Source organism: Pontibacter actiniarum (genome assembly GCF_003585765.1).
Classification (GTDB): domain Bacteria; phylum Bacteroidota; class Bacteroidia; order Cytophagales; family Hymenobacteraceae; genus Pontibacter; species Pontibacter actiniarum.
Genome location: NZ_CP021235.1, coordinates 304,661 through 330,925, shown reverse-complemented (window position 1 = coordinate 330,925; position 26,265 = coordinate 304,661). Strand labels below are relative to the sequence as shown.

At 51.3% G+C, this 26,265-nt stretch carries 21 protein-coding genes; 1 reads left to right on the top strand and 20 read right to left on the bottom strand.

Annotated features, from left to right (window positions below; all coding sequences use genetic code 11):
- The first annotated feature begins 34 nt into the window (after positions 1-34).
- Positions 35-1,000 (top strand): ADP-glyceromanno-heptose 6-epimerase, encoded by a 966-nt coding sequence (gene rfaD / locus CA264_RS01385; protein WP_025604031.1) that lies wholly within the window; start codon positions 35-37, stop codon positions 998-1,000.
- Between the two features lie 27 nt (positions 1,001-1,027).
- Here rfaD and CA264_RS01380 read toward each other — a convergent pair whose 3' ends face one another.
- The 20 genes from CA264_RS01380 to CA264_RS01285 form a co-directional block, all read right to left on the bottom strand.
- Positions 1,028-1,498, bottom strand: a complete 471-nt coding sequence (locus tag CA264_RS01380; protein ID WP_157593611.1) for a hypothetical protein — start codon at positions 1,496-1,498, stop codon at positions 1,028-1,030.
- Between the two features lie 138 nt (positions 1,499-1,636).
- Positions 1,637-5,125 carry a hypothetical protein gene (locus tag CA264_RS01375; protein ID WP_051364281.1) on the bottom strand — a complete coding sequence of 1,163 codons (3,489 nt, stop codon included), beginning with the start codon at positions 5,123-5,125 and terminating at the stop codon, positions 1,637-1,639.
- Positions 5,118-8,825 (bottom strand): sensor histidine kinase, encoded by a 3,708-nt coding sequence (locus CA264_RS01370; protein WP_237151158.1) that lies wholly within the window; start codon positions 8,823-8,825, stop codon positions 5,118-5,120. Before CA264_RS01370 ends, CA264_RS01375 begins: the two co-directional genes overlap by 8 nt.
- 66 nt (positions 8,826-8,891) lie before the next feature.
- Positions 8,892-9,278 carry a DUF983 domain-containing protein gene (locus CA264_RS01365; RefSeq protein WP_071784560.1) on the bottom strand — a complete coding sequence of 129 codons (387 nt, stop codon included), beginning with the start codon at positions 9,276-9,278 and terminating at the stop codon, positions 8,892-8,894.
- Positions 9,275-9,541: a hypothetical protein gene (locus CA264_RS01360; RefSeq protein ID WP_025604026.1), complete on the bottom strand. Its 267-nt coding sequence runs from the start codon at positions 9,539-9,541 to the stop codon at positions 9,275-9,277. The genes CA264_RS01365 and CA264_RS01360 overlap by 4 nt, the downstream gene beginning before the upstream one ends.
- Positions 9,542-9,569: 28 nt before the next feature.
- Positions 9,570-10,124, bottom strand: coding sequence for a DUF420 domain-containing protein (locus CA264_RS01355; protein WP_025604025.1), 555 nt, complete (start codon positions 10,122-10,124; stop codon positions 9,570-9,572).
- Positions 10,102-10,722, bottom strand: a complete 621-nt coding sequence (locus CA264_RS01350) for an SCO family protein (RefSeq protein WP_025604024.1) — start codon at positions 10,720-10,722, stop codon at positions 10,102-10,104. The genes CA264_RS01355 and CA264_RS01350 overlap by 23 nt, the downstream gene beginning before the upstream one ends.
- A gap of 56 nt (positions 10,723-10,778) precedes the next feature.
- The gene (locus tag CA264_RS01345; protein WP_025604023.1) at positions 10,779-11,123 is read right to left on the bottom strand and encodes a cytochrome C oxidase subunit IV family protein; all 345 of its coding nucleotides are present in this window, start codon (positions 11,121-11,123) and stop codon (positions 10,779-10,781) included.
- Between the two features lie 81 nt (positions 11,124-11,204).
- Positions 11,205-11,951 carry a cytochrome c oxidase subunit 3 gene (locus CA264_RS01340; protein ID WP_025604022.1) on the bottom strand — a complete coding sequence of 249 codons (747 nt, stop codon included), beginning with the start codon at positions 11,949-11,951 and terminating at the stop codon, positions 11,205-11,207.
- A gap of 23 nt (positions 11,952-11,974) precedes the next feature.
- Positions 11,975-12,559: a cytochrome c oxidase subunit 3 gene (locus CA264_RS01335; RefSeq protein ID WP_025604021.1), complete on the bottom strand. Its 585-nt coding sequence runs from the start codon at positions 12,557-12,559 to the stop codon at positions 11,975-11,977.
- 8 nt (positions 12,560-12,567) lie between these two features.
- The gene (gene cyoE, locus CA264_RS01330) at positions 12,568-13,422 is read right to left on the bottom strand and encodes a heme o synthase (RefSeq protein ID WP_237151156.1); all 855 of its coding nucleotides are present in this window, start codon (positions 13,420-13,422) and stop codon (positions 12,568-12,570) included.
- Positions 13,423-13,466: 44 nt separating this feature from the next.
- A complete protein-coding gene (locus CA264_RS01325) occupies positions 13,467-14,543 on the bottom strand; it encodes a COX15/CtaA family protein (protein ID WP_025604019.1) in 1,077 nt (358 codons plus the stop codon).
- 7 nt (positions 14,544-14,550) lie between these two features.
- The gene (locus CA264_RS01320; protein ID WP_025604018.1) at positions 14,551-16,377 is read right to left on the bottom strand and encodes a cytochrome c oxidase subunit I; all 1,827 of its coding nucleotides are present in this window, start codon (positions 16,375-16,377) and stop codon (positions 14,551-14,553) included.
- A 19-nt stretch (positions 16,378-16,396) separates the two neighbouring features.
- A complete protein-coding gene (locus tag CA264_RS01315) occupies positions 16,397-17,470 on the bottom strand; it encodes a cytochrome c oxidase subunit II (protein WP_025604017.1) in 1,074 nt (357 codons plus the stop codon).
- Positions 17,471-17,494: 24 nt separating this feature from the next.
- Positions 17,495-18,766 (bottom strand): hypothetical protein, encoded by a 1,272-nt coding sequence (locus CA264_RS01310; protein ID WP_025604016.1) that lies wholly within the window; start codon positions 18,764-18,766, stop codon positions 17,495-17,497.
- 24 nt (positions 18,767-18,790) lie between these two features.
- Positions 18,791-19,477, bottom strand: coding sequence for a c-type cytochrome (locus CA264_RS01305; RefSeq protein WP_025604015.1), 687 nt, complete (start codon positions 19,475-19,477; stop codon positions 18,791-18,793).
- On the bottom strand, positions 19,477-20,001 hold the full coding sequence (locus tag CA264_RS01300) for a DUF3341 domain-containing protein (protein WP_025604014.1): 525 nt from the start codon (positions 19,999-20,001) through the stop codon (positions 19,477-19,479). The genes CA264_RS01305 and CA264_RS01300 overlap by 1 nt, the downstream gene beginning before the upstream one ends.
- Positions 19,994-21,436 carry an NrfD/PsrC family molybdoenzyme membrane anchor subunit gene (gene nrfD, locus CA264_RS01295; protein ID WP_025604013.1) on the bottom strand — a complete coding sequence of 481 codons (1,443 nt, stop codon included), beginning with the start codon at positions 21,434-21,436 and terminating at the stop codon, positions 19,994-19,996. The genes CA264_RS01300 and nrfD overlap by 8 nt, the downstream gene beginning before the upstream one ends.
- A gap of 19 nt (positions 21,437-21,455) precedes the next feature.
- The gene (locus CA264_RS01290; protein ID WP_025604012.1) at positions 21,456-24,446 is read right to left on the bottom strand and encodes a TAT-variant-translocated molybdopterin oxidoreductase; all 2,991 of its coding nucleotides are present in this window, start codon (positions 24,444-24,446) and stop codon (positions 21,456-21,458) included.
- Between the two features lie 45 nt (positions 24,447-24,491).
- On the bottom strand, positions 24,492-25,817 hold the full coding sequence (locus tag CA264_RS01285; protein WP_025604011.1) for a c-type cytochrome: 1,326 nt from the start codon (positions 25,815-25,817) through the stop codon (positions 24,492-24,494).
- Positions 25,818-26,265 lie beyond the last annotated feature (448 nt).

Sequence of the window (26,265 nt, the reverse complement as noted above, 5' to 3'; positions counted from 1 at the left end):
TAGCGCAAATTTAAGAACAGCATAGCAATCACGCATGATAGTAGTAACAGGTGCCGCCGGTTTTATCCCAAGCTGCCTCGTAGGCAGATTAAACCAGGATAATTTTAACGATATAGTGGTAGTGGACAACTTCTCCGTTGCCAAGAAAGAAAACAACCTCAAAGGTAAGAAGATAAAGGAGTTCGTGGACCGCGAAAACTTTTTCGACTGGCTGGAGGAGCACTACGAGGAAGTGGAGTTTATCTTCCACCTGGGTGCCCGCACCGACACCACTGAGTTCAACAAGGAGGTGTTCGACCTGCTGAACCTGAACTACTCCAAGAAAGTGTGGAACGCCTGCGCGGAGTACCAGATTCCGCTGGTTTACGCCTCTTCGGCGGCCACCTACGGCTCCGGCACCCTCGGTTATGACGATAACGAAGCCACCATTCCATTGCTAAAGCCCCTCAACCCTTACGGCGAGTCTAAGAACGATTTCGACATTTGGGCGCTGGAGCAAACGGCAAAGCCTTTCTTCTGGGCCGGCCTGAAGTTCTTTAACGTGTATGGCCCCAACGAGTACCACAAAGGCAAAATGGCCTCCGTTATTTTCCATGCCTACAACCAGATAAAGGAAAAGGGCAGCATGACGCTGTTCCGCTCGCACAACCCGGACTACGCCGACGGTGAGCAGATGCGCGACTTTGTGTATGTAAAGGATGTGGTGGAGGTATGCATGTTCCTGATGCACCACCGCAAGAACTCCGGCATCTACAACCTCGGCTCCGGCAAGGCCCGCACGTTTATGGCTCTGGCCCTTAACACATTCGACGCCATGGGCATAGACCCGAACATCGACTTTATGGACACCCCGGAGAACCTGCGCGATAACTACCAGTACTTCACAGAAGCCAACATGAGCAAGCTGCGCGCCATAGGCTACGACAAACCTTTTTATACGTTAGAGGAAGGCGTGAAGGACTATGTGCAGAACTACCTGATGGAACGCAAGTACTATTAAGAGTCGCTCCTTACCAGAGTTTATACTTTACACAGAACAACGCCCTGCCTCTGAGTCCGGAGGCAGGGCGTTGTTCTGTGTAAGCACACTGCTATACCATAACTTCTGAATTGACTTCGTTAGATTATGGCCTTCAATAATGTAAGCGTGGGTCCGGTTCAGGGAGTCCAGCAACACTAGTTTAAACTTGTACTTCTGGTCTTTCTTGTATCCTACACCACTGATAGTAAAAGACGGAGAACGCAGCGACTGTGCCGTTGGGGCAGGCTTCGGTAAGTCTTCAGACCAGTTAACACTTCCTTCAAGGTTCTCAATGGCAATAACCTGCGCTGGCCAGCCATAGTTACAAAGGCTCAGGCGAATGTTGTTTCCACCGTACGCACCTGTGCCCACGTCATGTAAAACAGGGCCAGACAAGCGCTCTACAAACTTGATCTCAAACTTTCTGCCATCCCGCAGCAGCTCCACACTATTTCGCCTGTCAGTCTTCGCCTTCATAAGATTATACTATTTATTCAGGATTCTTGGGAGAACGATGTGTTGAAGCACCCACACTTTATACTTGATGCAGCCACCGAAAAGAAGTAGGAAAGCTTGGTGGCCGGCCCGGCTGCTTAGGCAGAAGCGACACAGCCCTTAAAACAGCACCGATACCTGCGTTCTGCCGGTGTGCACGGCTCCTACTCCGTTTGCTTTGCGGCCATCGTAGTTCAGGGATATGTTGAGGCCGTTGCTCAGGCGCTGCTGCACGACCAGCGACCAGGTCATGTTGTTGCCGGGGCGCAGGGCGTTTAGAATTTCGTAGCCCACATAGGAGCTCTCGTCGCCATCAAAATCGATGTTGACATACTTAATGTTGCCCGCCACCGTGCGCTTGCCTACCTGGCTCAGCTTTGTCTCCAGCCCCAGCTCATGAAACACCCCCTCCTGCTCCACATCAGACAACGCCAACACATCCTGCTTGAGCGAGTACTGGTATTTACCGGTAAAGCGCAGCTTTGCGTTAGGTTGATAGGCCAGCTCCGGCGAGAGCTCCCGCGCCTGTATCTTAAAATTCTTTGAGCTCAGAAAATTAGACTGGTTCTCCCGCACATTATAGCCCACACTCAGTTGCGAGCTCAGCACCTCGTTCAGGTTCAGCCGGCCCACCACCACATGGCTCAAGGTATTGCGCGTTTCCGAGCCATTCTTTAGCAACTGCTTCTGCTCGTTCTGCTGCACCGTGTACTCCATACCGTACTTGGGGCTACTGCGGTTAAAGTACACGGTGTGGCGCAGCTGCTTCACCAGCGATATCAGGTACAGGTCCTCCACCTCCTGGCTGAAGGGGTTAAACCGCTGGCTCAGGTCATTATCCGTTGTTTTTTTGTTGATGCTGATAAAGCTGAGCATGGAGAAGTTAGACAGCGTCGCCTTTATGCCCGGCTCACTGCGCCAGGTACGCGGTGCAGCCGTGGTCAGCCGGTACGAAAACGTGTTGGTGTAGGCGTTGATGTACTCATCCGTAGGCAGGTAGATCTTTATGTAGCGCCGCTGGTCCACTGTCTGCGCCTCCAGGTAATCGTTGAGGTTGTTCGGGTCGCCGCCTTCCCGCAGGTAGTGCGTTCCCTGCCCCGGCAGCGTTTCCTGAAAAATGTAGATACGCTTCAGCTCACGCCCTGTGCCTGTGGCGTAGCTTAGCTCCGAGCGGAAACTGCCGTCCACAAAGCTCCCGTTCCAATCTACCCGCGACTGGATAGTTTCCTCGTTCTTGCCGTTTCGCACTTCCAGCTTACGGTAGGTGGCCTGCACGGTCAGGTCCTGGTTCGGGTTCAGGCGCGACTGCATCATCGCGTTATAGGTTTGCCCTACCTCCTGGTTACCCATGGTCCCGGCCTCCGTCGCAAACCTGTCGGTGCGGTGGCTGTAGTCCAGCCTGAACTTTGTGGTGGTGGTATCGCCGCTTTCCAGGTAAAACAGGTGCTGCTCAAAATACTGTGCAGAGCCGATCACAGAGTCAGAGTTAAGAGCCGTTATACGGTTCTTGTCAAAGCTATACACGTAACCGGGAGACAGGCGCCCGATGCCATACTCCAGGTTCACGTCGCCGCGGTACCACTGCGACTCCCGCTCGCCCTGCGTACTGTTGAGCAGGAAGAAATGGTTGCGCGACACCAGCTTTCCGAGCTTCTTCTTTACATCCAGGAAGTGCTGCACCCCATCCAGCTGGTCTTGCCGGTAGCGGCGGCTGATGCGGTAGTTAACCAGGTTGGCAGCATCTTCTGCGGCCCCTACCGAGAAGTTAAAGATATGGTCCTCGGCCTTTTCGGTGGCGGTTAGGCTCCAGTCGCGGTCAAACTCTATGGGACGGTAGCGGTCTATGGGTTCAAAGTGCTCGTCTGTATACTCATAGTTCAGGGTACTGCTGAGCTTGTACTTGCCAAGCAGCGGTAGTTCCTTGTCCTGCACAATGTAGCCCAGGCGCAGGCCTTTGCCGTTGTCATCCTGCGCGTCCAGGTCAGAAAAGCGGTTGATGTCATACTCGGAGGCAGCCCCCTCCACAAAGAAGCTGATGCCTTTCTGCAGTTCATAGTTACCGCCAAAGGTGATGAGCTGTTTCTTTTTAGGCGTCGGCAAAACACGCACAGGGGCATAGTTCCCCTGCTTTACACCATTTACAGGCGCCACCCACCGGTACGCCCGCCCGTTTACAGCGCCGTTCACTGCCACATAGTCACCGTTTCCGGGCCCTACGTTCGTAAAGCTAACGCTGTAGTGGGCCGAGTCGGGGTTGGTGGAGTAGACGTAAATGCGTTCGGAGCGCTGCCCGTTGTTGTACAGCGTATCGCGCCGGGCATACAGTACCTGCGCCGGGTCGTAGGTCACACTGTCTGCCCCTAGCGTTATGGCTTGCTGCAGGCTGTCGCCTATGCTGGAGAGCAGCCGCTTCTGCTCCGCATCCAGGTTCAGGTTAATCAGGCTGTTGGGGTTATCACTTTCGTTATAGTAGTTGGCGTACACCTGCAGCTTGTCCAGGTTCTGGTAGTGGCTCAGGTGGTAAATGCCCCGGCTGTAGTTCTGGTCCGAGTATTCAAAATCCACCTTCACGCGCGAGTTCTTCGTGATGACGTGCCGTGTTGTGAATGTAATCTCCGCCTGATTGTAATCGATCACATAGTCGTAGTCATACCCCCGTTTAAGCAGTACGCCATCCAGGAAGACTCGCTCTGAGTTAGCCAGCACGATAATGTAGAGCTCGTTGTTCGGGCCTCGCAACCGGTACGGGCCAAGCACGCCCTCCTGCGTCGGCAGGGTTTGGGAGGCAAACTTGCCCTTCGACACTGAGGCTGCCACCGTGGTCACCCCCTGCCGCTTCGGGTCTTCGCCGAACTTATAGCTAAAGGCTCCCCCCTGCACGTTTTTGTAGAACTGCATAAAGTAGGAGGGCTTGCTCCGGAGCACCACGTCGCCGGCAGTCAGCTGCCACAGCCGGTGCTGCAGGGTAATGTATACTTTGTCGAACTCCTGCAACTGCTGTGTGTTCCCCTCGGGCTGGAAAGGAATATTCTGGTCTGTGATGGCGGCCGTTATACTTATATCGTCGGTCAGCTTGCCATCCAGCTGCAGGTTAAGGGCGGAGTTCACGAAAACGTTCTGCGTGTTACCAAACGAAATGCCCCGCGAAATGCTACCCGTTTTATTTAGCCCGGGCGTCCGGAAAATCTCTTCTTTGGTGCTGATGTCCTCCTGATAATAACCGTCCTGGGAGGTCTTCAGCTGCAGCTGCGTAATATCGCGTTTAAAAGCGGGCTTCGTGAGGTTCAGCGGCATTACCCGGAAGCACACCAGCACCGAGTCGCGCACGACCCGCATCGTGCCAAGTGAGTCCAGTGCCACGGAGTCCGGGGCAGGAAAGCTGGTAAACCGGAACTCGTTGCGGGTAAAGTTATAGTCGAACGTAAACTGCTCTTTTTTAGGGTGCTGCAGCGTGACGGAGCTGGGCATGAGGGTGAGCGAATCGAGCTGCTGCGGCATGCCGTGCACATACACCCATTTGCAGCGTTTGTTGCTGAGCGGCGCCTGCGCCAACAGCGGTAAGCTTAGCAGCCACAGGCACAGCACCAAAGGCCAGCTCCGCTTAGGCATCGGCCAGCGGTAACTGAATGTAGAACGTGGTTCCCTGCCCCTCCTCCGTCTCAAACCAAATACGGCCACCAGCATTCTCAATACCGCGCTTTGCCACGGCAAGCCCAATGCCCGAGCCGCTGTACTTGGTACTGAAGTTCGGGATGAACACCTTGTTCTGTATTTCTTTCGGGATGCCGCTGCCATTATCTCTGATGGAGATTAACACCTGATGTTCGTCTTGCAGTTCCAGCTTCACCCGTATGTTTGGCCTGCGGCTCGCCGGCACCGCCTGAATGGCGTTAATCAGCAGGTTATTGAACGTGCGCACCATCAGGCTCTCATCCGCTTTCACAACCACCTCCTGCTCCGGAATATCCTTGGAGAGCATGGCCGTGGCCGGATCGTTGTGCAGGTCCACCGCTTTGTGCAGGGAGGCAGCCACATCCATCGGCTCCGCTTTCGGCTCCGGCATGGAGGTAAAGCTGGAGAAGGAGGAGGCAATGTCGTTCAGTATGTTTATCTGCGTAATCAGCGTGTGCGAAATCTTCTGGATGAGCTGCTCGGTGTTCGGGCGGTTTTCGGCAATGGCCTTCTGCAGGTACTGGAGCGAGAGCTTCATCGGCGTCAGCGGGTTCTTGATCTCATGGGCCACCTGCCTTGCCATCTCGCGCCAGGCCGCCTCTTTCTCCTGTATCGCCAGGTCCTGCTTGTTCTGCTCCAGCGTAAGCAGCATCCGGTTATACTCGTTCACCAGCATCCCGATCTCATCGGCCCCTTCGTAGGCCAGCATCTCGTTCTTGCCTGTCAGGGAGGTGCGCTTCAGCTTTTCTGCCAGCACCCGCAGCGGCACGGTTAAAGCGCGGGAGGCGAAAAAGGTCAGCACCATAAACACGATGAACATAACCGTGAAGATATTCATCGTCGTCGTCACCAGCTCGATCAGCTTCAGGTCCAGCTCCTTTTCAGAGTCAAAGAACGGGATACCGATAAAGCCCGCCAGCTCTGCCGGGTTATCCTCATCGCGCAGCGGCAGGTACACCGAGTTAAAGTTCAGGTTGCCCGCCTGCTCCTCCAGCAGCACGCGCAGGGCCTGCCGCTCGGAGATGGCCGCAAAAGCGTAGGGGTTGACGAGTTTAGAGAGCAAGCCCGTCTCGAATATCAACGGCTGGCTTGTCACCAGCAGCTTTCCGTTGCGGTCGTAGAGGTTGATGTCTGTTTCGGAAATGGAGGCAATCTCACTTATACTTCGCTCCAGGCGCTGCTTCCGCTGTAGCAGGCGCTGGCTCAGCTGCTGCGCCAGGTGCTCCTGTATGGCTTCTCCCCGCTGCTCATAGGTCTGCATAAGATCCTTTTTATAGGAGGTGGTGACCAGGCCGGCCGTGGCTATACTTACCAGCAGCATCGGAAGCAAAATCCCGAAGTTAAGGAAAAGCTGGATCTTCGCGCTGAAGTTAGGGCTGAACTCCCGCAGGCGGTGGCGCTGCAGAAAGAGGTACAGCAAGCCCAGGCAAACAAAGCCCGCCACAAACACCAGGAACAGGAACGAGAAGTTCGACAGTATCTCCCGGCCGCCATACTTCTCGGTCGTTATGATCAGCGTTTTCCCATCCTCGCTGCGCAAGCCGTAATGGTGAAAGCTATCCTGTGTTAGCCCCTGCCGATAAAACTCCGTTCGCTGCATGAGCTTGCGGTTAAAGTTGGTGGCATAGTCGTACTCGCCCTCGCTGTAGCGCAACTTGCCTCCTTCATAAATGGCATAGCTCAGCATATCCCGCCTAAAGGGCTGGTCGTACTTCTGGTCCACCAGCAGCTCAGGCACCACACTGTTGGGGAGCAGCTTCTTTAGCGTCAGCTGCAGGCCGATCGTACCTGTCTGCAGATTGCCCATCGGCACTTCGATCAACTTTAGATAGGTGCGGGCATTGTACCGGGCCGGGTCTTTCAGCAAAAACAGCTCATGATGCTCTGTCTGCGCCTGTGGCTTGTCGAACTGTGCCCGTAGCTCCTGGAGCGAAGTCGCCGCTGTGTCAGCGCTTTCCAGGGACCTGCCGCTGTTATCGAACAGCATCACGCTGATTTCATACTTGTCAAAATAGTCGTTGAGGTACTGCTTCGTGATTTTACGCTTGATAAAGGACTCATCCACATAGGGCCCCATCATCTTCATCTGGATCAGCTCGTCGGCGGCGATCTGGTCCGCCAGCTGGTTCAGTTGGTACTCTCCCAGCACATCGTTCTCCTGCAGGATGTTGAAGGCCAGGTTTTGCTTGTAGGTTTTCAGGTCGTTGTGATAGTGGGAGAACAGGGAGTAAGCCCCCGTCAGGGCACTCACAATGATGACCAGGAAGAAGAACAGGTAAGTGCGGTAGGCAAAGCTCACCGCATGCTGGTACTGCGCCGCCAGCACAATAATGGTCCAGAACACGAAGCCAACGAACACCACTGTAAAGAGCTCTGCCACAAACACAGCGGTCAGCAGCAGGAGCAGGCCGGCAACAACCAGCAGCATTTTATACGGCCACACGCGCGACACCCTCGGCACCAGCACCGACACCACCGTGGCCAGCATGTACGTAAACATGCTCAGCGCCACCGTGTGCACCAGCATTACCCCGTACATCACGGCTTTATACTTCGTAATATCCAGCGACCTGGTGATATCGAGCACGAGCGGCGTGTTGTGGTAGATGTTGTAGTAAAACTGAAACAGGACCAGCAACAGGAAGAAGAAGGTTAGCACACAACCTACCTGCAGCAGGCGGGCCTGCTCCTTCGGAAGCTTGTTGAGCTGGATCACCACGTGGTTACGCCTGAAAAGGTACAAACCACAGCCGGCCACCACGCTTAGCAGCAGCATGTTCAGGAGAAGGTCACCGACAGAGGGCGACCAGAAAGAGGCGGCGTAAAGCTTTGAATCGAAGAGTTCGGTCTCCGCTATGGCGAAGGGCAGGTTCAGCAGCAAAAGCGACAGGCGCAACCCGCCGAGCAAAGCCAGGAGAAGCAGCACGCCCTGGCTGTACTCCCGCCTCCGGATATAATACTGGCAGACTGCAACGGCAAAAAGGATGAACAGCAGCACGCCCAGCGTAAGAAAGGTCAGCTGTAGCTTTGCGTGCGTATCTGTTTTGGTGGCTTCCTGAAAATCCAGGGCAAACAGGAAGTCGCCATTCTTGCTCAGCACGTGCGGCTGCGGTGCGTCCGGGTCAAGTATAATCCGAAGATCGCTTCGCTTAAACACCTCCTCGTCGAGCTTTGGGGTGAGGTATGAGTTGTTGATGTTATACTCTACCTGCAGCGGAATGTAAACATCCACCTGGTATTGCTTTACCTGGTGCGGCACCACAATAAAGCGGCCGTACTCATTCTCCGTCACCAGAGCCCGGTCGAACCGCTGGGGTGTATTCAGCTGGGGCACCAGCGTGTGGTTAGACCAGAACACCAGTTGATCGGAGCGGTAAACGAAAACAGGATAGTCTGCTGCTTTCAGCAGCTTTGAGAAGGAAACAGTGTTATCCCCCAGCCCTGGCTTAAGAGCCTCGGCCTGCCCTGTGGCTTTGTCAATGCACTGGTGGACGCGCTGCGTAATTTCCTGCACTTCCTTCTGGTGGTCCTGCTCTGACGCACGGGTAGAAAACACATTGAAGTACAGGGCTGCTGTAGCTAGGAAGAACAGCAACGAAAGGGCCAGTAAAACTATAGGGGTAAATTTCCGGTTCAAAGCAGCGCAGTTTATCTACGAATTTAAGCAAAACGTAGCATAACCGCCATAGATTCAAGAATCGTGCTAGCCTTTTATGGCGTTGGGGTTATAACGCACCCCGGAAAAGAAGTGAAGCATTAGAATACGGGCGTACCGAAACGACAGCGGGGTAAGTACAACAACGGTGGCAGCCACTGTAACCAGATACACCCACATATCCGGGTCGTTGGCCAGATAATAGAGCAATACCCCGACTGTAAGTACAATAGCTACCGAGAAAGCATAGCTGATATACATCGCCCCCCAGAAAAAACCGACCTCCACCTCGTAGTGAAGCCCGCAAACGGCACAGTCTTCATACATCTCATCAAACTTGGTGAGGTTCAGAAAAGAGTGTTTGAAGACAACGCCACGGCGGCAGCGCGGACAACGGCATTTCAGGACGGCCCCCAGTTTAGAGGGTTCGCTCATGCCTTCTTCGCGTTTTTGCGGCTGTATCTGTACCACAGGAAGCCAACAGAGCCGAGCAGCACGTACGGTACGGCCATCAGGTAAAGTATACCCGAGTTAAGGCCAGAGCCTACTTCGTTATCCTGCTCCGTACCGCCTGTCCCCACGTTAGACTCTACCGTGGCGCGGCACATAGCGCACTGGCTGTAGGCATCTGTGGTGGCAAACATCATAACGAAAGCAACTGCCAACACAGCGAAAAATCTGTTTACCGTCTGTTTCATGTCTTTTATACTTTAAAATTCCCGGCGCTTAGGCGTAGTATGGCGAGATCATCAGGTATACCAGCACCCCCGTCACAGCCACATACAACCAAATAGGGAATGTCCATTTAGAAATACGGCGATGGCGCTTGAGTTGATTCGAGATACCGTAGTACACCGACAGCAGCACAAGCGGCACAATAGCGGCTGCTAACACAATGTGTGTCAACAGAATGAAATAATAGATATACTTTAACGCTCCTTCTCCACCGTAGATGGTTCGCTGGCCCAGAAAATGATAGGTAACGTAGGAAACCAGGAAGATGGAAGATAAGCCGAAAGCCGTCAGCATAGCCGCCCGGTGCGCCTTGTTATTTCCCCGTTTCACATTAAAGTAGCCAACGAGCAGCGCCACGGCCGTCAACGAGTTCAGGATAGCGTGGAAGGCAGGCAGGTACGATACATCCAGGCCCGGTGTGTGTGCCTTGGGCATAAAGAACAGCACCGCCACTACCACCGGGATCGCGACTGAAAGTACGGCAATTACGGTGAGGTACTTCTTATCATTGTCGCTCGTGAGCTTATTTTCTTTTACTGTATTCATCCAGCAATACATTAATTTCTAACACCAGGCGGTCCACCTCCAGCTGATCAGCTCCCTGGTAGACGCCACGAATCTTCTTATCCTTATCCACCAGCACCAGGCGCTGATTAAACTGCGGCTCCCCGTCCACTACCTCCACAGGTTGGTGAAAGCCCTGCTCCGCCAAAGTATGGATTTTAGCACTGTCTCCCGTTAGCAAGAGCCATTTAGCTGGCTTTATCCCATACTGCGCGGCAAAACGCTGCAGGGCCTGCACACTGTCTTCAGAAGGGTTTACCGAGAAAGAAACAATTTTTAGCTCCGGTATGTTCGCAAACTTCTCCTGCACGCGCACTAATTCAGAAAAAACCTCCTGGCAGGAGTCCTGGCAGGCTGTGGTAAAGAAATTAGCGATGTAAAGGCTGCTGTCTAGGTCCGTTTGCGTCACCTCCTGGTTTTGCTGAGAGGTGAGTTTGAAGTATGGAACCCGCTGATAAACGGTGTCGCCGGCCGCATCATACACTACTTCTCCGCTATCGTCCAGCATCGGGTACAAGGTCTGCAGCGAGAAGTGATGCGTGCCAAAAATATTGATAAATATAAAAATAAGAATAGGCACTAATAATAGGATTCCTAGTATTAGTGCCTTTACAGGTTTCATCAATGATGTATTCCTTAGTTGAAGTAGTTCGTAACCGATTCGAAGTAATAGCTTCCTTCAGACAGCAGTGCAACCATAAGCCAGATAACCAAAGCCATCGGGATGATGATGGACCAGATCAGGGTTTTGGTCTCATGCTTTAAGTGCATGAACTCCGCTACGATAAAGAAGGCCTTGAACAGCGTCAGGATAATAAAGATGGCGTTACGCGCCGTACCTGCGTCCATAAAGAAAGCGAAGACGAACTCAAGCGCAGTTAGAGCAACAAGAATTCCAAACGTTTTCCAGATAGCTTTGGTCTGTGGCTCCGGAATGTCGCCTGTTCTGTTAAAATCGTTGTCAGTATGATGATGTGCCATAATACAGTAGTATCTATTTAGGTAGCGCCTGCCCCGCGGCTAAACCACGGGCGCAGTACGCCTGGTTATTATCTGTTAGAATTAGATCAGGTAGAAGAATGTGAAAACGAACACCCACACCAAGTCTACAAAGTGCCAGTACAGACCTACTTTCTCAACCATTTCGTAGTGGCCACGCTTCTCGTACACCCCGTTTACGGTGTTGATGAAGATCATCACTAGCAGCACAACGCCAGAGAAAACGTGCGTACCGTGGAAACCTGTGATAAAGAAGAACAGGTCGGCAAACAACGGCGGGCCGTACTGGTTAATGGTCAGGTTGGCGCCAATCACACGGGTACCGTCTGACAGGATCATGCCTTCTTCAGTACCAGAGATAAAGTGAGCCCACTCCCACGCCTGGCAGCCCAGGAAGGTAGCACCAAACAGGATTGTCCACAGCAACCATTTCTGCACGTCGTTTTTGTCCATGCGGTGACCTGCCTCCACAGCCAGCACCATGGTAACTGAGCTCAGGATCAGGATCATCGTCATCAAAGCCACGAAAGCAAGCGGAAGATCTACCCCGTGAAAACCAGGGAAAGCGTTGAAGACTTTCTCCGGAATTGGCCACCATTGAGTTGAGAACGTGAACGCCTCAGGTTCGCCGGTGTAAGGCAAGTGCTTGTGTCGAGACAGTCCATAGACAATTAGAAAAGCACCAAAAGTAAACGCATCAGAGAGCAGGAAAAACCACATCATGAGTTTACCATAGCTCGCTTTCATTGGCTCATTGCCACCGTCCCATGTACCTGAATTAGGTGCTTCCAGCGTAGTTGAAGTAGACATAGTTTATATAATGAAAAACGTGTTTAGTGATTTATTCTTAAGAATATATACAAATATAGCCAAAGTCCACCTAAAAAGTGCCAGTAGATCGTGCACAATTGTATCCGCAGCATGTTTTTAGAATGTACTTTATACTTCAGGCTGCTCAGGAACACCAGCAGGACAAAGATAAGCCCTGTTACCAAGTGAAATCCGTGCACACCTGTTAATACGTACAGAAAAGAGCCCGAAGGGTTACTTCCTGTGCCGCCAAAGTAAATGTTGTTCTGCACCAGGTTTGCCCAGCCATACCACTGGCCGATCAGGAACGCTGTTCCTAAGAGCAGGGTCGCCAGCAGCATCGCCTTTAGCGTTCCCAGGTTGTTCTTGCGGGCAGCGTTATGCGCCAACTGCATCGTAACAGAACTCAGGACAATAATGATCGTGTTTACCAGCAGGATGCTCGGCAGGTCAAACTCCAACCAGTTGCCTTCCTCTCTCCTTACAATGTAAGCGCTTGTAAAAGCTGCAAACATCATAATAATAGAAATAATAATCAACCACAGCGAAAACTTTAGTGGGTGTATCCCACTGCGGCTGTTTTGTTCGTCAATATGAAAGTTAGCCATGGCTACAACTAAATTTTATCTAACACAAAGGCTATCTGCACGATCGGCAGATACAAAAAGGAGCCGAACATGATACTCATCGCCGCCTTCTTAGAGCAAGTGCGCATGAGATAAAACGTCTGAGCTAAGAACAGCACTCCGCATACTACAGCAACCATGGCTGAGGTCGCTCCGGTCATACCGAACTGCAGCGGCAACAGGCTCAACGGGATCAGCACCAGAGTATAGATCATGATCTGTATCGCCGTCTTCAGATTTTTACCGCCAGCCATTGGCAGCATCTTAAAGCCTGCTTTCTTGTAGTCGTCATCCAGCACCCAGGCAATAGCCCAGAAGTGCGGGAACTGCCAGAAAAACTGAATGCCAAAAAGTATAATCGCCTCTATCTCGATGGCTCCCGTCGCAGCAACCCATCCGATCAAGGGGGGCATACCGCCCGGTATCGCCCCCACAAAAACACAGATGGGGTTCATCCTCTTCAGCGGTGTATAGACAAAGCCATACAAGACCAGCGAAAGTAAGGAGAGCGCAGCCGTAAGCGCATTAAAATAAAAGCCGAGAAGCGCTAAGCCCGCCAGCCCTAGCATCACGCAGAACACAGCGGCCTCTGTTACGCTTAACTGCCCGGTTGGCAGTGGGCGCTTTGACGTTCGCTTCATCAACTTGTCCAGGTCCTTCTCCAGAATCTGGTTGATGATGTTAGCTGAGCCAGTCACCAGCATCCCTCCCAGCATCACAAGCAGAATGTCGTACCAATGCGTGTTCGGGTAACCAAGTATAAAACCGATGGCGCTGGAGAAAGCAACAGTCAGACTTAGGCGAAACTTGAGTAACTGAAAGTATGCTGATGCTTTAGTAGCCATGGTGGAAGCGTGCAGTAGTGTATCTGACTTTTGTTGTGTGTACATTAATGTGGAACAACTACTTGCGGTTTTGCTGCCTCGCGAGAGGCATAATGGTAAACAATAAGAAGCTGGAACTGAACCCCGAACAACAGGGACCCGAGGGTAAGGTGCAGCGGTTGCAGTACCGGAGGTATGGCAAAATACGCCATGATAATACCGATAACTATTTCTGCACCGACCAAAACCAGCATGACATTCGTCAGCCTTGCTATCTGTTTGTTACGGAGTTTGTACAGCAGGGCGGCCACATACACATGAAGCGCGACAACCACGATCGAAAACGAGCGGTGTACATAGAAGCTGGTTCCCAGCTTATCCACCCACAGTTCTCTGTTTGCGCCGTTCATCATGTAGGCAACCAAGTCAACTTCTTCGCGCACCTGCGTTCCTAACAGGATCTGCCCAAAGGTTACCACCGCTATAATCCACAACAACCAGTTAACCTGGCCTGAATACCTTAATTCAGCTTGTACTTCGTCTCTGTGGGCCCTGGCAACAGCGTACTGGAGCATGGCAACAATTACCAGCGCCAGTGCCATGTGTACGGTAATGGTTACCGGGAGAAGGTTCGTGGATACCACAATGGACCCTAACCAACCCTGAAACCCTACCAGCACAAAACTGCCGAGCGCCAGAAAGAAGACGACCTTATCTGACTTTAGGTATGGGAAAGCATAAACTACCGTCAGTAAAATAAAAAAACCTATCAGTACACCTACCAAACGATTCACATACTCGATCCAGGTTTTCGTGACGTTGAACTCTGTCTCTATAAACTGGCTCGGGTGGGAGAAAATAGCCGCCGATACTTCGTCAAAGCCAAGCTTATCTAACTGACCTGCGAGCTTCTCGTTTTTCTCGATTCGTTTCTGCTTGTATACCTCTAGGTAATCCTCCGGTAGTTGGCTAACATCAGTCGGAGGAACCCAACTGCCGAAGCACTTAGGCCAGTCCGGGCAACCCATGCCTGAACCTGTGCTACGAACGATTCCTCCGACCAATATCAGAAAGTAAACGGCAATAACCGTGATTACTCCAATACGCTTAAATCTTTTGTACTGAAAAGATTTGTTAGCCATCAATCTTTTATTCTAACTCTTTCTCGTGCGGCATGTTTGAAGATGCTGTCTGAGAAAAAGGTACTGTTTGCGGGATGTAATCTTCAGCAGCACCAGGCTTGCTGTAGTCATAAGGCCATCTGTACACTACCGGAAGTTCTCCAGGCCAGTTGCCATGTCCTGGCAGTGCAGGCGTAGTCCATTCCAGCGTGTTAGAGTGCCATGGGTTAGCCGTAGCTCTGCGGCCACGGAAAATGCTGTAGATAAAGTTGAACAGGAAGATCAACTGTGCCGAGAAACCAAGAATAGCCGAAATACTGATGAACGTGTTCAGGTCAGTAAAGATATTGAAGGTCTCGAAGCCCGTCCAGTTATAGTATCTTCTTGGGAAACCGGCGATACCGATGTAGTGCATTGGCATGAACACCAGGTATACCGCTACGAACGTGAACCAGAAGTGTACATAGCCCAGCTTCTCATCCATCATGCGTCCGAACATTTTCGGGAACCAGTGGTAAACACCAGCAAACATACCGAAGAAGGCCGCAGCACCCATTACAAGGTGGAAGTGAGCTACTACGAAGTAGGTATCGTGCAGCTGAATGTCCAGAGAGGAGTTACCCAGGATAATACCTGTCAGACCGCCCGAGATGAAGAGCGACACGAAACCAACTGCGAACATCATCGCGGCTGTGAAGCGAATGTTACCTCTCCAAAGTGTTGCAATGTAGTTAAACACCTTCACCGCCGAAGGCACGGCAATGATCAGGGTCAGGAACATAAAGACGGAGCCCAGGAAAGGGTTCATACCTGTTACGAACATGTGGTGCGCCCACACAACGAAAGACAGCACAGAGATACCGATCAGTGAACCGATCATGGCGCGGTAACCGAAGATTGGCTTACGTGCGTTCGTGGCAATTACTTCTGACACGATACCGAACGCTGGCATAATTACGATATACACCTCCGGGTGACCCAGGAACCAGAACAAGTGCTGGAACAGGATCGGGCTGCCACCTGTGTTTGTTAATGCTTGTCCTGCGATGTAGATGTCAGACAGGAAGAAGCTGGTACCGAAGCTACGGTCGAAGATCAGCAGCAATGCGGCAGAGAACAGTACCGGGAAGGCCAAAAGACCAAGAACGGCAGTCAGGAAGAATGCCCAGATCGTCAGAGGCATTTTTGTCATAGACATACCTCTTGTTCTCAGGTTGATAATGGTAGTAATGTAGTTCACACCGCCCAGCAGCTGCGACACAATGAACAGCGCCATCGCGATCAGCCACATCGTCATACCGTCACCTGAACCTTGAATAGCTTCCGGCAACGCGCTCAGCGGAGGATAAACTGTCCAGCCACCGGCTGCAGGGCCCGTCTCTATAAATAAAGAAGAGAACAGAATAATGCTGGAAACAAAGAAGATCCAGAAAGAGAGCATGTTCATGAAGCCAGAGGCCATGTCACGCGCACCAAGCTGCAGTGGAATCAGGAAGTTGGAGAAGGTACCGCTCAGGCCGGCTGTCAGTACGAAGAACACCATGATGGTGCCGTGCATCGTAACCAGCGCCAGGTAAAACTCCGGATTCAGTTTACCGTTCTCGATCCAGCCTCCCAGGATTGGCTCCAGGAAAGTGAAGGTGGCCTCAGGCCAGCCCAACTGCAGGCGGAAGAGTATAGACAAGAAGCCACCGATGAAGGCCCAGGCAATACCCATGAAAAGGAACTGCTTGGCAATAACTTTATGGTCCTGGCTAAAGATGTACTTCTCGAAAAAGTTCTGATCGTGGTGATGATCATGCTCCTCGTGGGCATGATGCACCTCCTCATGAATAGAAATATCAGTACTAGACATATTTAAAGGGATTTGAATGCTACAACTCAGTTTTTACTTCTTCTGCTGCATGCTCCGCAGGTGCCTTAGATGCAAGCTCTTTTTTTGCACCGTCAGTAAACTTCGCTAATACCTGAGGGTTCTGCTCCACAAAAGGAGCTTGTTCAGCTATCCACGCTTCGTAGTCTTCTGGCTCGTCCACCACAATTACATAGCGCATGGCGAAGTGGCCGCGTCCGCATACTTCTGTACAAGCAAGCTCATACTTAAAGTCAGGGTTTCCGGTCTCGTTCTGCATTTCAACGGTGGTCTTGCTTGGTACAAACCAGAATTTGGTTGGCATACCCGGCACAGCATCCATTTTCAGGCGGAAGTGCGGCATAAACACACTGTGGATTACGTCTCTTGAGCGGATCTTCAGGAGCACAGGCTTCCCTTTCGGCACGTGAATCTGCAGCGGGTTGATAATATCGTCCAGCGCATTCTCATCGGAGAAGTCAACACCCAGTTCGTTTGTAGCATCGATCAGGGTATGCTTTGCTACCCCCAGCTTGCCATCTTCACCTGGGTAGCGCACCATCCAGTTAAACTGCTTGCCCATAATCTCAATTACCACAGCATCCTCAGGGGCGGCGCTGGTAATCTTAGTCCAGGTCTTCCAGCCACCGAATACGAGCAGTGCCATTACTACCGCAGGGATCATCGTCCAGACGATCTCCAGCTTGTTGTTGTGCGGGTAGTAGTAGGCGCGCTTATCATCCTTGTGCTGGTACTTGTAAGAGTAAAAGAACAGCAGGATCTGCGTGATAACGAACACCACACCAATGATGATCATTGTCGTCCAGAACAGGTTGTCAGTCCACTCTCCGTGCACCGAAGCCAACGGAAGGTTCATAGTGTCCCACGCATCAGCGAAAGACCATGCGAAAGCAGCACCACCACCTATCAGGAAAAGCAGCAGGAGGGTACCGTTAACGCGATTGCTGGTTTTAGTTGTACCCGCGGGACGTTCTGAAGAGCCTCTGAAAATGGAGGCAAGTGTTCCTATCCTGAAGAGCAGGTACAGGATAACTAATAGTAGAAGGACGGATAAAACTATGGCGATCGTAATCATTATATAACGCTTTTAGTATAATCTCTAAACATGATGATGAACACTCTCCTCTAAGAACGGGTGGTTAACCGGCACCAGAGAAGCTTTGGTCAGGCCTTTTGTGAAGGCAAGCAGGAATATACCCAGGAACATCAACGCAGTACCCACCTCAATGAATCCGATACCGCCATCTGTACGCATGGTACCTGGCATCATCATCAGGTAGAAGTCCAGCCAGTGACCGATAAGGATAGCAATGGTAACCAGTTTCAGCATGATCATCTGACGCTTGGCATCTCTTGTCATCAGAACAAGGAACGGGAACACAAAGTTTACCAGTAGGTTTACAAAAAAGATCCACATGTAGTGCCCTTGGTTACCGCCTAGTCTGTCGATGTAGTAGATCGCTTCTTCCGGAATGTTGGCATACCAGTAAAGCAGGAACTGCGAGAACCAGATGTACGTCCAGAAGATAGAGAATGCAAACACAAACTTACCCAGGTCGTGCAGGTGGTTGGAGTTCACCATTTTCAGGTAACCGTTCTGCTTCAGGATGATTACGGCAAGAGTTACAGCCGCCAAACCTGATACCCACCAACTAGAGAATACATACCAGCCGAACATGGTTGAGAACCAGTGTGTGTCGATAGACAGTACCCAGTCCCAGGCAGATGTAGAGGAAGTAATACCGAACACCACCAGGAACATCGCTGAGATACGGATGCTCTTATGGTAATAGTCTGTACCACCGTTCAAATCCTCATCAATGGAGTTCTTTCTCAACCACATGAAGAAAAGTGTCCACAGGGCGAAGTACGCCACCATACGGATCAGGAAGAAGGCCGTGTTCAGGTAACCTGACTTACCGGCGATGATCGGGTCATAGCGCGGGTCGTTTACATCGTACAGGTACTCGTGTGTCCAGTGGAAAATATCGTGTGAGCCGAACAGGTACACCAGCAGCATTATCACACCGCCGATTGGCAGGTAATAGCTCAGTGCCTCCGGGATTCTCTTGATCAGTACAGACCAACCAGCGTAAGCGACATACTGCACGGCAACGAAGAACGTGCCGATCAGCGCTATGCCTGTAAAGTATACGTTGTTCAGCCAAAGGTTTATGAACAAGCGCTTAGACCATGAAGCAGCTTCGTGCCCCGCAGCTGCGGCTTCTCCATGCCCTTCTGCAGCATGCTCTGCTCCCCCGCCTGCGGCCATAAAAATGATACCTGCTATAAGCAAAACTACACCTACAGCTATCATTAAGAAAAACTTGTTATTCGTTTTTCTGGAAATGATGAGTCTTTCTTCTGTCATTATCCTATTAATTATGCCTTAGACTTAGTTTTTAGGGGTTTCTTTGTTAGGAGTGTCTTCCGGCGTACCTGTTACCGGGTTGTCAGTGATGGCCTCTCCTCCCGCTTCATCTTCGATCTGCTCTCCAGCGGCAGGCACATCAACAATGCCTTGCTGCAGTTGCTGCACGTACATTACGATCTTCCAGCGCTCGGTAGGGTTTACCTGTGAGCCGTGTGGCATCATACGGCCTCTGCCGTACGTAATCACGTGGAAGATGTGCCCTGCAGGAAGCTCGGCAACACGACCGGCTGAGTAAGAAGGAACACCTTTGAACTTTTGTCCAACTAAGCCCTGTCCATCTCCCTCCGGGCCGTGGCACGGAGCGCAAAAGCGCGAGTACAGTACTTTACCCTGTGCCAGGTTCTCGTTGCTGTACGGAAGCGGGTTCTTCAGCTCTACGCCTGCCACCTCTGCCGTATCGACAGACAGGTACAGGTTGTAGCCTTCCTTCCCACGCGCTACAGTGCCTCTTGCCGGCTCGCGCATGTTCATGCCTCCCGGGTTAAACTTATTCTCCTTAATTTGAGAATAAGGGTCCAGTGGAATGGAGTGGTACATGTCCGGAGCATACTCCAGACCTGGGTCTTGCTCATTGCTGCAGGCAAAGAAAACCGCAGAAGAGAAAAGTATAGCAGAGGCTTTTAAACCTAGTGATGTAAATCTTTTCATTATTTTACTACCTCCTTCTCATTAACTTCAATGGCACCGTTAGAGCGAAGCAGGTCGTTAAGAGCAGCCATGTTGGTTACTCCCTCTTTTACTTCTATTGCCATTACAAACTTGTCGTCAGTAGAGCGTTTGTCGAACATATTGACACGTAGTGTCGGTTTCAGCTTGCTTACGATAAAGAAGGTAATCACCATTCCGAACGCAGCACACAGTACCGTTAACTCAAAGGTTACCGGGATAAAGGATGGCAGGGCAATGTGCGGCTTACCACCGATAATCATAGGCCAGTCAAAGCCCAGCATCCAGATCTGCATCCACAGGGCAAACGAAGTACCGAAGAGGCCGCAGAAGAACGCTACGATTGGCAGTCTGGAGCGCTTAATTCCTAACACATCATCAATGCCGTGGATAGGGTACGGAGAAAACACTTCGTGAATTTTAGTACCGGCAGCGCGTATGTTCTCGATGGCTGTTAACAGCACATCTTCATCATCATATATACCTAGAACAAATTTCTTATTCATTGTGATGTGTTTTTGATTTTGTATCTGTTGTCGTGCCGTGTGTGCCGTGCATAGAGTTAGCAGGCGTATGATGTCCGTGAGGCACCTCTGAAGAAGACTTCAGGATGGCTTTCACCTCGGCCATGTTCACTACCGGGAAGAACTTCACAAACAGGAAGAACAGGGTAAAGAAGAGACCGAACGTGCCCACGTAAATTCCAATATCGATGATAGTTGGAGAGAACATCGCCCATGAAGATGGCAGGTAGTCGCGGTGCAGGGAGGTTACGATAATTACGAAACGCTCGAACCACATACCGATGTTCACAAAGATGGAGATGATGAAGGTAGCGGTAAGGCTTCTTCTGATCTTTCTGAACCAGAAAAGCTGAGGCGTAATTACGTTACAAGTCATCATTGACCAGTATGCCCACCAGTAAGGACCGAAAGCACGGTTGATGAAGGCGTACTGCTCGTACTCCACGCCGGAATACCAGGCAATGAAGAACTCTGTTGTATAGGCCACACCCACAATAGAACCTGTGGTGATGATTACTTTGTTCATCGACTCTACGTGCTCCAGCGTGATATAGTCTTCCAGTTTAAACACCTTGCGAGTGATGATCATCAGGGTCAATACCATTGCAAAGCCTGAGAAGATCGCACCAGCCACGAAGTATGGAGGGAAGATTGTTGTATGCCAGCCCGGGATAACCGAGGTTGCAAAGTCCATGGATACGATGGTGTGTACAGAAAGTACCAGCGGCGTAGCCACACCGGCCAGGATCAGGGACACCGTCTCGTAACGAGACCATGATTTAGCTGAGCCAGTCCAGTTCATAGACAGAAGCGCGTAGGCTCTTCTGGCGATCGGGCCAGTTGCACGGTCACGGATGGTTGCAAAGTCCGGGATCAGACCGATGTACCAGAATACCAGTGATACCGAGAAGTAAGTAGAGATCGCGAATACGTCCCAAAGGAGCGGTGAGTTAAAGTTAACCCAAAGCGAGCCAAAGGTGTTTGGCAAAGGAAGCACCCAGTAAGCCAGCCATGGGCGGCCCATGTGCAGTACCGGGAACATCGCCGCACAGATTACGGCGAAGATCGTCATCGCCTCTGCTGCACGGTTAATGGAGCTACGCCACTTCTGGCGGAACAACAGCAATACTGCTGAGATAAGCGTACCGGCGTGGCCGATACCTACCCACCACACGAAGTTGGTGATATCCCATGCCCAGCCTACAGTTTTATTCAAGCCCCACTCACCAATGCCGAACCACAGGGTACGGTATACGGAGTAGAAGAAAATACCTAAGCCAACCAACGACACTGCAAAGGCGGCAGCCCAACGCGGGTTGGGCTTGGCCTCCACTTGTCTGCAGACATCCTCGGTGATGTCATGGTATGTTTTCCCCCCCGTTACAAGAGGCTCTCTTATCGGAGATACATGCTGCATAACGCTATCGAAATTTTATTTAAGCTAAGTTTCTAATTTTAGTCAGGTACGTTACGTTTGGCTGTGTGTTAAGCTCTTCCAGCACGTGGAAAGCACGCTCTCCATTCTGACGAGCCAGGATTTTAGACACACGGCTCTCCGGATCTTTCATGTCACCGAAAACAATAGCTTCCGTTGGGCAAGATTGAGCACAGGCTGTAACGATTTCACCGTCCTTAGGTCTTCTGTTTTCGCGTTTCGCCTCCAGTTTACCCAGCTGCACACGCTGCACGCAGAACGAGCATTTCTCCATAACACCTCTGCCACGTACTGTTACATCAGGGTTAAGGACCATTTTACCTAAGTCGCTGTTCATCGGTTCATTGAAGCCAAACTTGTCGTTGTTGGCGTAAGAGAACCAGTTGAAGCGTCTTACTTTATAAGGGCAGTTGTTTGCGCAATAGCGTGTACCTACGCAGCGGTTGTATACCATCTGGTTGATACCTTCTGAGCTGTGCATTGTGGCAGCCACCGGGCACACAGTCTCACATGGAGCGTGGTTACAGTGCTGGCAAAGCATTGGCTGGAAGATTGTAGATGGGTTTTCTGCCGGATCCTCCATGGCTGCGAAATCCTTCTCCTCGTGCTCTACTGCGCTGTAGTATCTGTCTATACGCATCCAGTGCATTTCACGGCGGTTCAGAACCTCTGCCTTACCTACTACCGGAATGTTGTTCTCAACATTACAGCTCATAGTACAGGCACCGCAACCAATACAGGAGTTCAGGTCGATAACCATTCCCCAGTGGTGGTTCTTGTACTCATAATCATCCCAAAGAGAGATAACCGCTGGCTTTACAGGGCCTTCGTGCGTTGCAATACGGATATACTCCGTTACCTCCTTCGGATTCTCTTTATACTTAGCAAGTGTGCTTGACTGTACTACCAGACGGTCCATGATGGTGTGGTGCGTCTGCGTTTGTGCGATAGGCGACGTAGCACCTGTTTTCTCAAGCGTTACCGGGCCTGTGTAAAGCACAACGTTGTCCACGATTGTAGCAACAGGGTAGGCATTGGCACCCAGTCCGTTGGCAACTGGCATAGACTCCACGTTACGTCCATAGCCCATGGCTATACTTACCGTTCCGTTTGCCTGTCCTGGCTGCATCAGGGCCGGAAGCTCTATGGTTTGCCCGTTCGGCATGGTTACTTTCAGCACATCGCCCTGAACCACTTGCATTTCCTCGGCCATCTTACGTGGCATTGCCACATAGTTACCCCAGGTTGCTTTTGAGATCGGGTCCGGAAGCTCCTGTAACCATGGGTTACCGGTCAGTTCGCCAGTACCGATGCTTACTTTCTCATACAGTACCGCTTCGATTGCGCTTGACTTAATCACTTTTACCGCTCCAGGTACTCCCGGGGCAGCCGTTGTGTTTACTGTCAGCATGCTGGTACCGTTCTCCAGTACACCATCGTGCACTACTTTCTCCCAGAACGTGTTAAAGTCCTTCGCGCTGGACGGCGTAGCCGATCTCCAGTTGTTGCGCAGGTACTCGTAGAAGTTCGTATTGTTGCCGCTCCAGGCCAGCAGGCTGTCCTGCATCTGGCGCGTTGTGAAAATCGGGCTGATAGCCGGCTGTGCCAAGCTCAGGAAGCCTTTTCTCGGCTCAAAGTCGTTCCAAGACTCCAGGAAGTGGTTGTCTGGCGTTACGAACTCTGCAAACTCAGCTGTTTCTTCTACTCTGTCAGCGAAAGAAACTCTCAGCTCTACCTTCTTCAGGCCGCTGATGATCTTCTCTTGCTGTGGATAGCTGTAAACCGGGTTCGCACCGTAGAAGAACACGGCACCAACCGTACCGGCGTTCATCTCATTCACCAGACGGATCATGTTGGCGTCGTTCCCCTGCTTCACATAGAAAGGAGAAGCCGTGTCGATAGTTGTTCCCTCTGCGCCCAGCGCTTTGTTCACAGCAGAAACCATGGCCTGGATAGCCGGGTCGTTTGATCCGCATACTACCAGCGCTTTGCCTCTGTTCGCCTGCAGCTCTTTCACCGCTGAGGCCAGCACTTTTGAATCGAACGCGGCGGCAGAGCCCTGGCCGGTAATAGCGTTGTAAAGCGCCGTTATCAGGGCCGCCTCTTCAGACGGCTTGATTGGCTGACGGTAGTCTGCGTTGGCACCAGTAAGGGAGTACATGGTCTCGAACTGGTAGTGACGCGACATAGTAGGGTTGTCAGCATCTACTTTTCTTGTCTTGATGTACTGCTTCGCGAATGGAACCGGCGCTAACCAGGTACCCAGGAAGTCAGCATTGATGCCGACAATTACGTTGGCCTGGCTAAAGTCATAGCCGGGGATCACGCCGCCGTTAGCCTGCAGCAGGCCGGAAGCAGAGTGCGCATCGTATGTTACGTGCTCGAAGTTGGCAAAGCGCGCTCCGAACTCGTCAATCAGTTTCTTAGTTGTCGGGCTGATGATCGTAGAAGAAACAAAAGCCACTTTGCCTCTTACGTTGGCAAGGCGCGCGCTCATTTGCTTGTCTACTTCCTCCCATGTCGCCTCTTTCCCTTTGATCAGCGGGTAGCGAAGGCGGTTGTTGTCGTACAGGCCTAACAGGGAACCCTGCGCTCTTGGGCTTGTACCTAGTGGTGTTAACGAAGAAGTCGGGTTTGGCTCAATCTTGATTGGGCGGCCCTCACGTGTCTTTACAAGGATGCTGTTGTAGTCGCCGTTCAGGAAATAGGTGGATGCATACCAGTTTGCCACACCCGGCTCTACGTCTACAGGCTTGTTCAGGTATGGGATAGCCTTGCGCACCGGAGTCTCACAAGAAGCCAGCGATACGGCTGCCATACTAAACCCTAGAAGCTTCAGAAAGTCGCGACGACGAGTTTTGCCGTTCGCATCCCCTCCATCCGCTTCATTAACCGGCAGGAATTCTGGAAACTCATTATGAGCATTCTTTTCGAATTCCGGAGTGTTTTCCAACTCCTCAATTCCTTTCCAGTATTTTATTCTGTCTTGCATAATATATCTAGAAAACTCGAATAGACTTAATTGAAATATAGAATATTAATAGTGACACTTAGAACACTCCGTACCACCATTAGAAGACACAGTAAAGGCTCCTTTAGAAGACTCGTCATGCAGCTTCACCAGCTTGTCATAGTACTCGTTTCCTTCTGTGTTAAGAGGAGTTTCACGGTGACAGTCGATACACCAGCCCATTGTTAGTGGAGAATACTGGTAAACCACATCCATCTCCTGGATAGGGCCGTGGCAAGTCTGGCACTCGATACCACCAACCTGCGTGTGCTGCGAGTGGTTGAAGTAAGCCAGGTCAGGCAGGTTGTGGATACGCACCCACTCAATCGGCCTGTTGCGCTCAATGGCTCTATAGATCTTCTGAATTTCAGGGGACTCTGTTTTGATCTGGCTGTGGCAGTTCATACAGATGTTGGCAGATGGGATACTGGCGCTCTTGCTCTTATATACAGTAGAGTGGCAGTAGTTACAGTTAATCTGGTGCTCCCCTGCGTGCAGCTTGTGCGAGAAGGCAATCGGCTGCTTCGGCTGGTATCCTTGCTGGATACCCACTCCCATCACCTTGTCCAGAGACAGGTCCAGCAGCACCACCACAAAAATCAGCACCACCAGTGTGCGAACGGCCTTAGACTTGTATACTTTAGAGAAGTCGAAACGCTGGTTTACAACCTCTGCGTCGTACTCGTTCAGCGTACGGTTCTTGTTCAGGTAGTTCTTCAGGAGCGAAGTGATCAGCAACAGCGTCACAACCAGCACAATCAGCACTATAATCAGCACCACCAGTACGATATCCAGGTAGCTACCTACAGCTCCGATAGCATCAGTACCTACGTTCTCTCCGGCAGTAGCCCCCTCAGGACCTGCAACCGGCGCCGATACCACACCCTGACCTGACTCGATGTAAGCTAGGATAGACTGAATCTCATCATCAGAGAAAGCAAAAGAAGGCATCGCCTGCTTGTTATACTCCTCATAAACAGCAACCGCCTGCGGATCGCCTGCCTGGATCAGAGACTGAGAGTTCTTAATCCACTTCAGCAACCATGCTTCGCTGCGTCTGTCGGTCACGCCTTGCAGGCCAGGGCCCACTATTACGTCGCTCCCGGCAGAGTGACAAACGGCACAGTTGTTTTTGAAGAGAGCCTCGCCTGCCGAAATCACAGCTGGATCCCCTGACGGCACCTCTGCACCCTCAGTTGCACCAGGCACTACTCCTTTCGTTGCTACTTCTCCTTGTTCGCTGGCTTGCCCTTGTTCGCTGGCCTCTTGTGCTAAAGCACCGAATGACACCACCAAGGCAAACAAGAAGGTGTAGAGAACTTTGATTTTAGATTTAAGTATACAGCTAATCATAGCCAAGATCACTTGTGTGTTTAGTATATGGTGAATTTACTTTACGGCCACAAATCTACTATGCGAAATCCATTAATCAAATAGAATAAGTTTATTATTTGGCCTCTGGAGCGCCACCGGCACCCCCTCCCCTCTATGGCCGCTAAAAACCTGTTTCCGTTGTTATTTGAGGCTTTTTATTTAAAACAATTCTAAATAGACCGCCACAACATTAATCTTTTGCATTATACATTCCATCCAACTAAACACCGCTATTATACCACCCTCGCATTGCACTCATCCTTCCCTCAATATTTGACTTTGCACCACAAAATATTGCACTAAAACAACCTCGAGTTTGGCTGCAAAAGAGGCCGCCGTTGCTGCGCCCCCTTTCCTCACACCTTCTATTATAAAGGAGTGTAGCGCACGCCCCTTCCCTTTGCCTGCTACAGCTTCTGTTCTACAT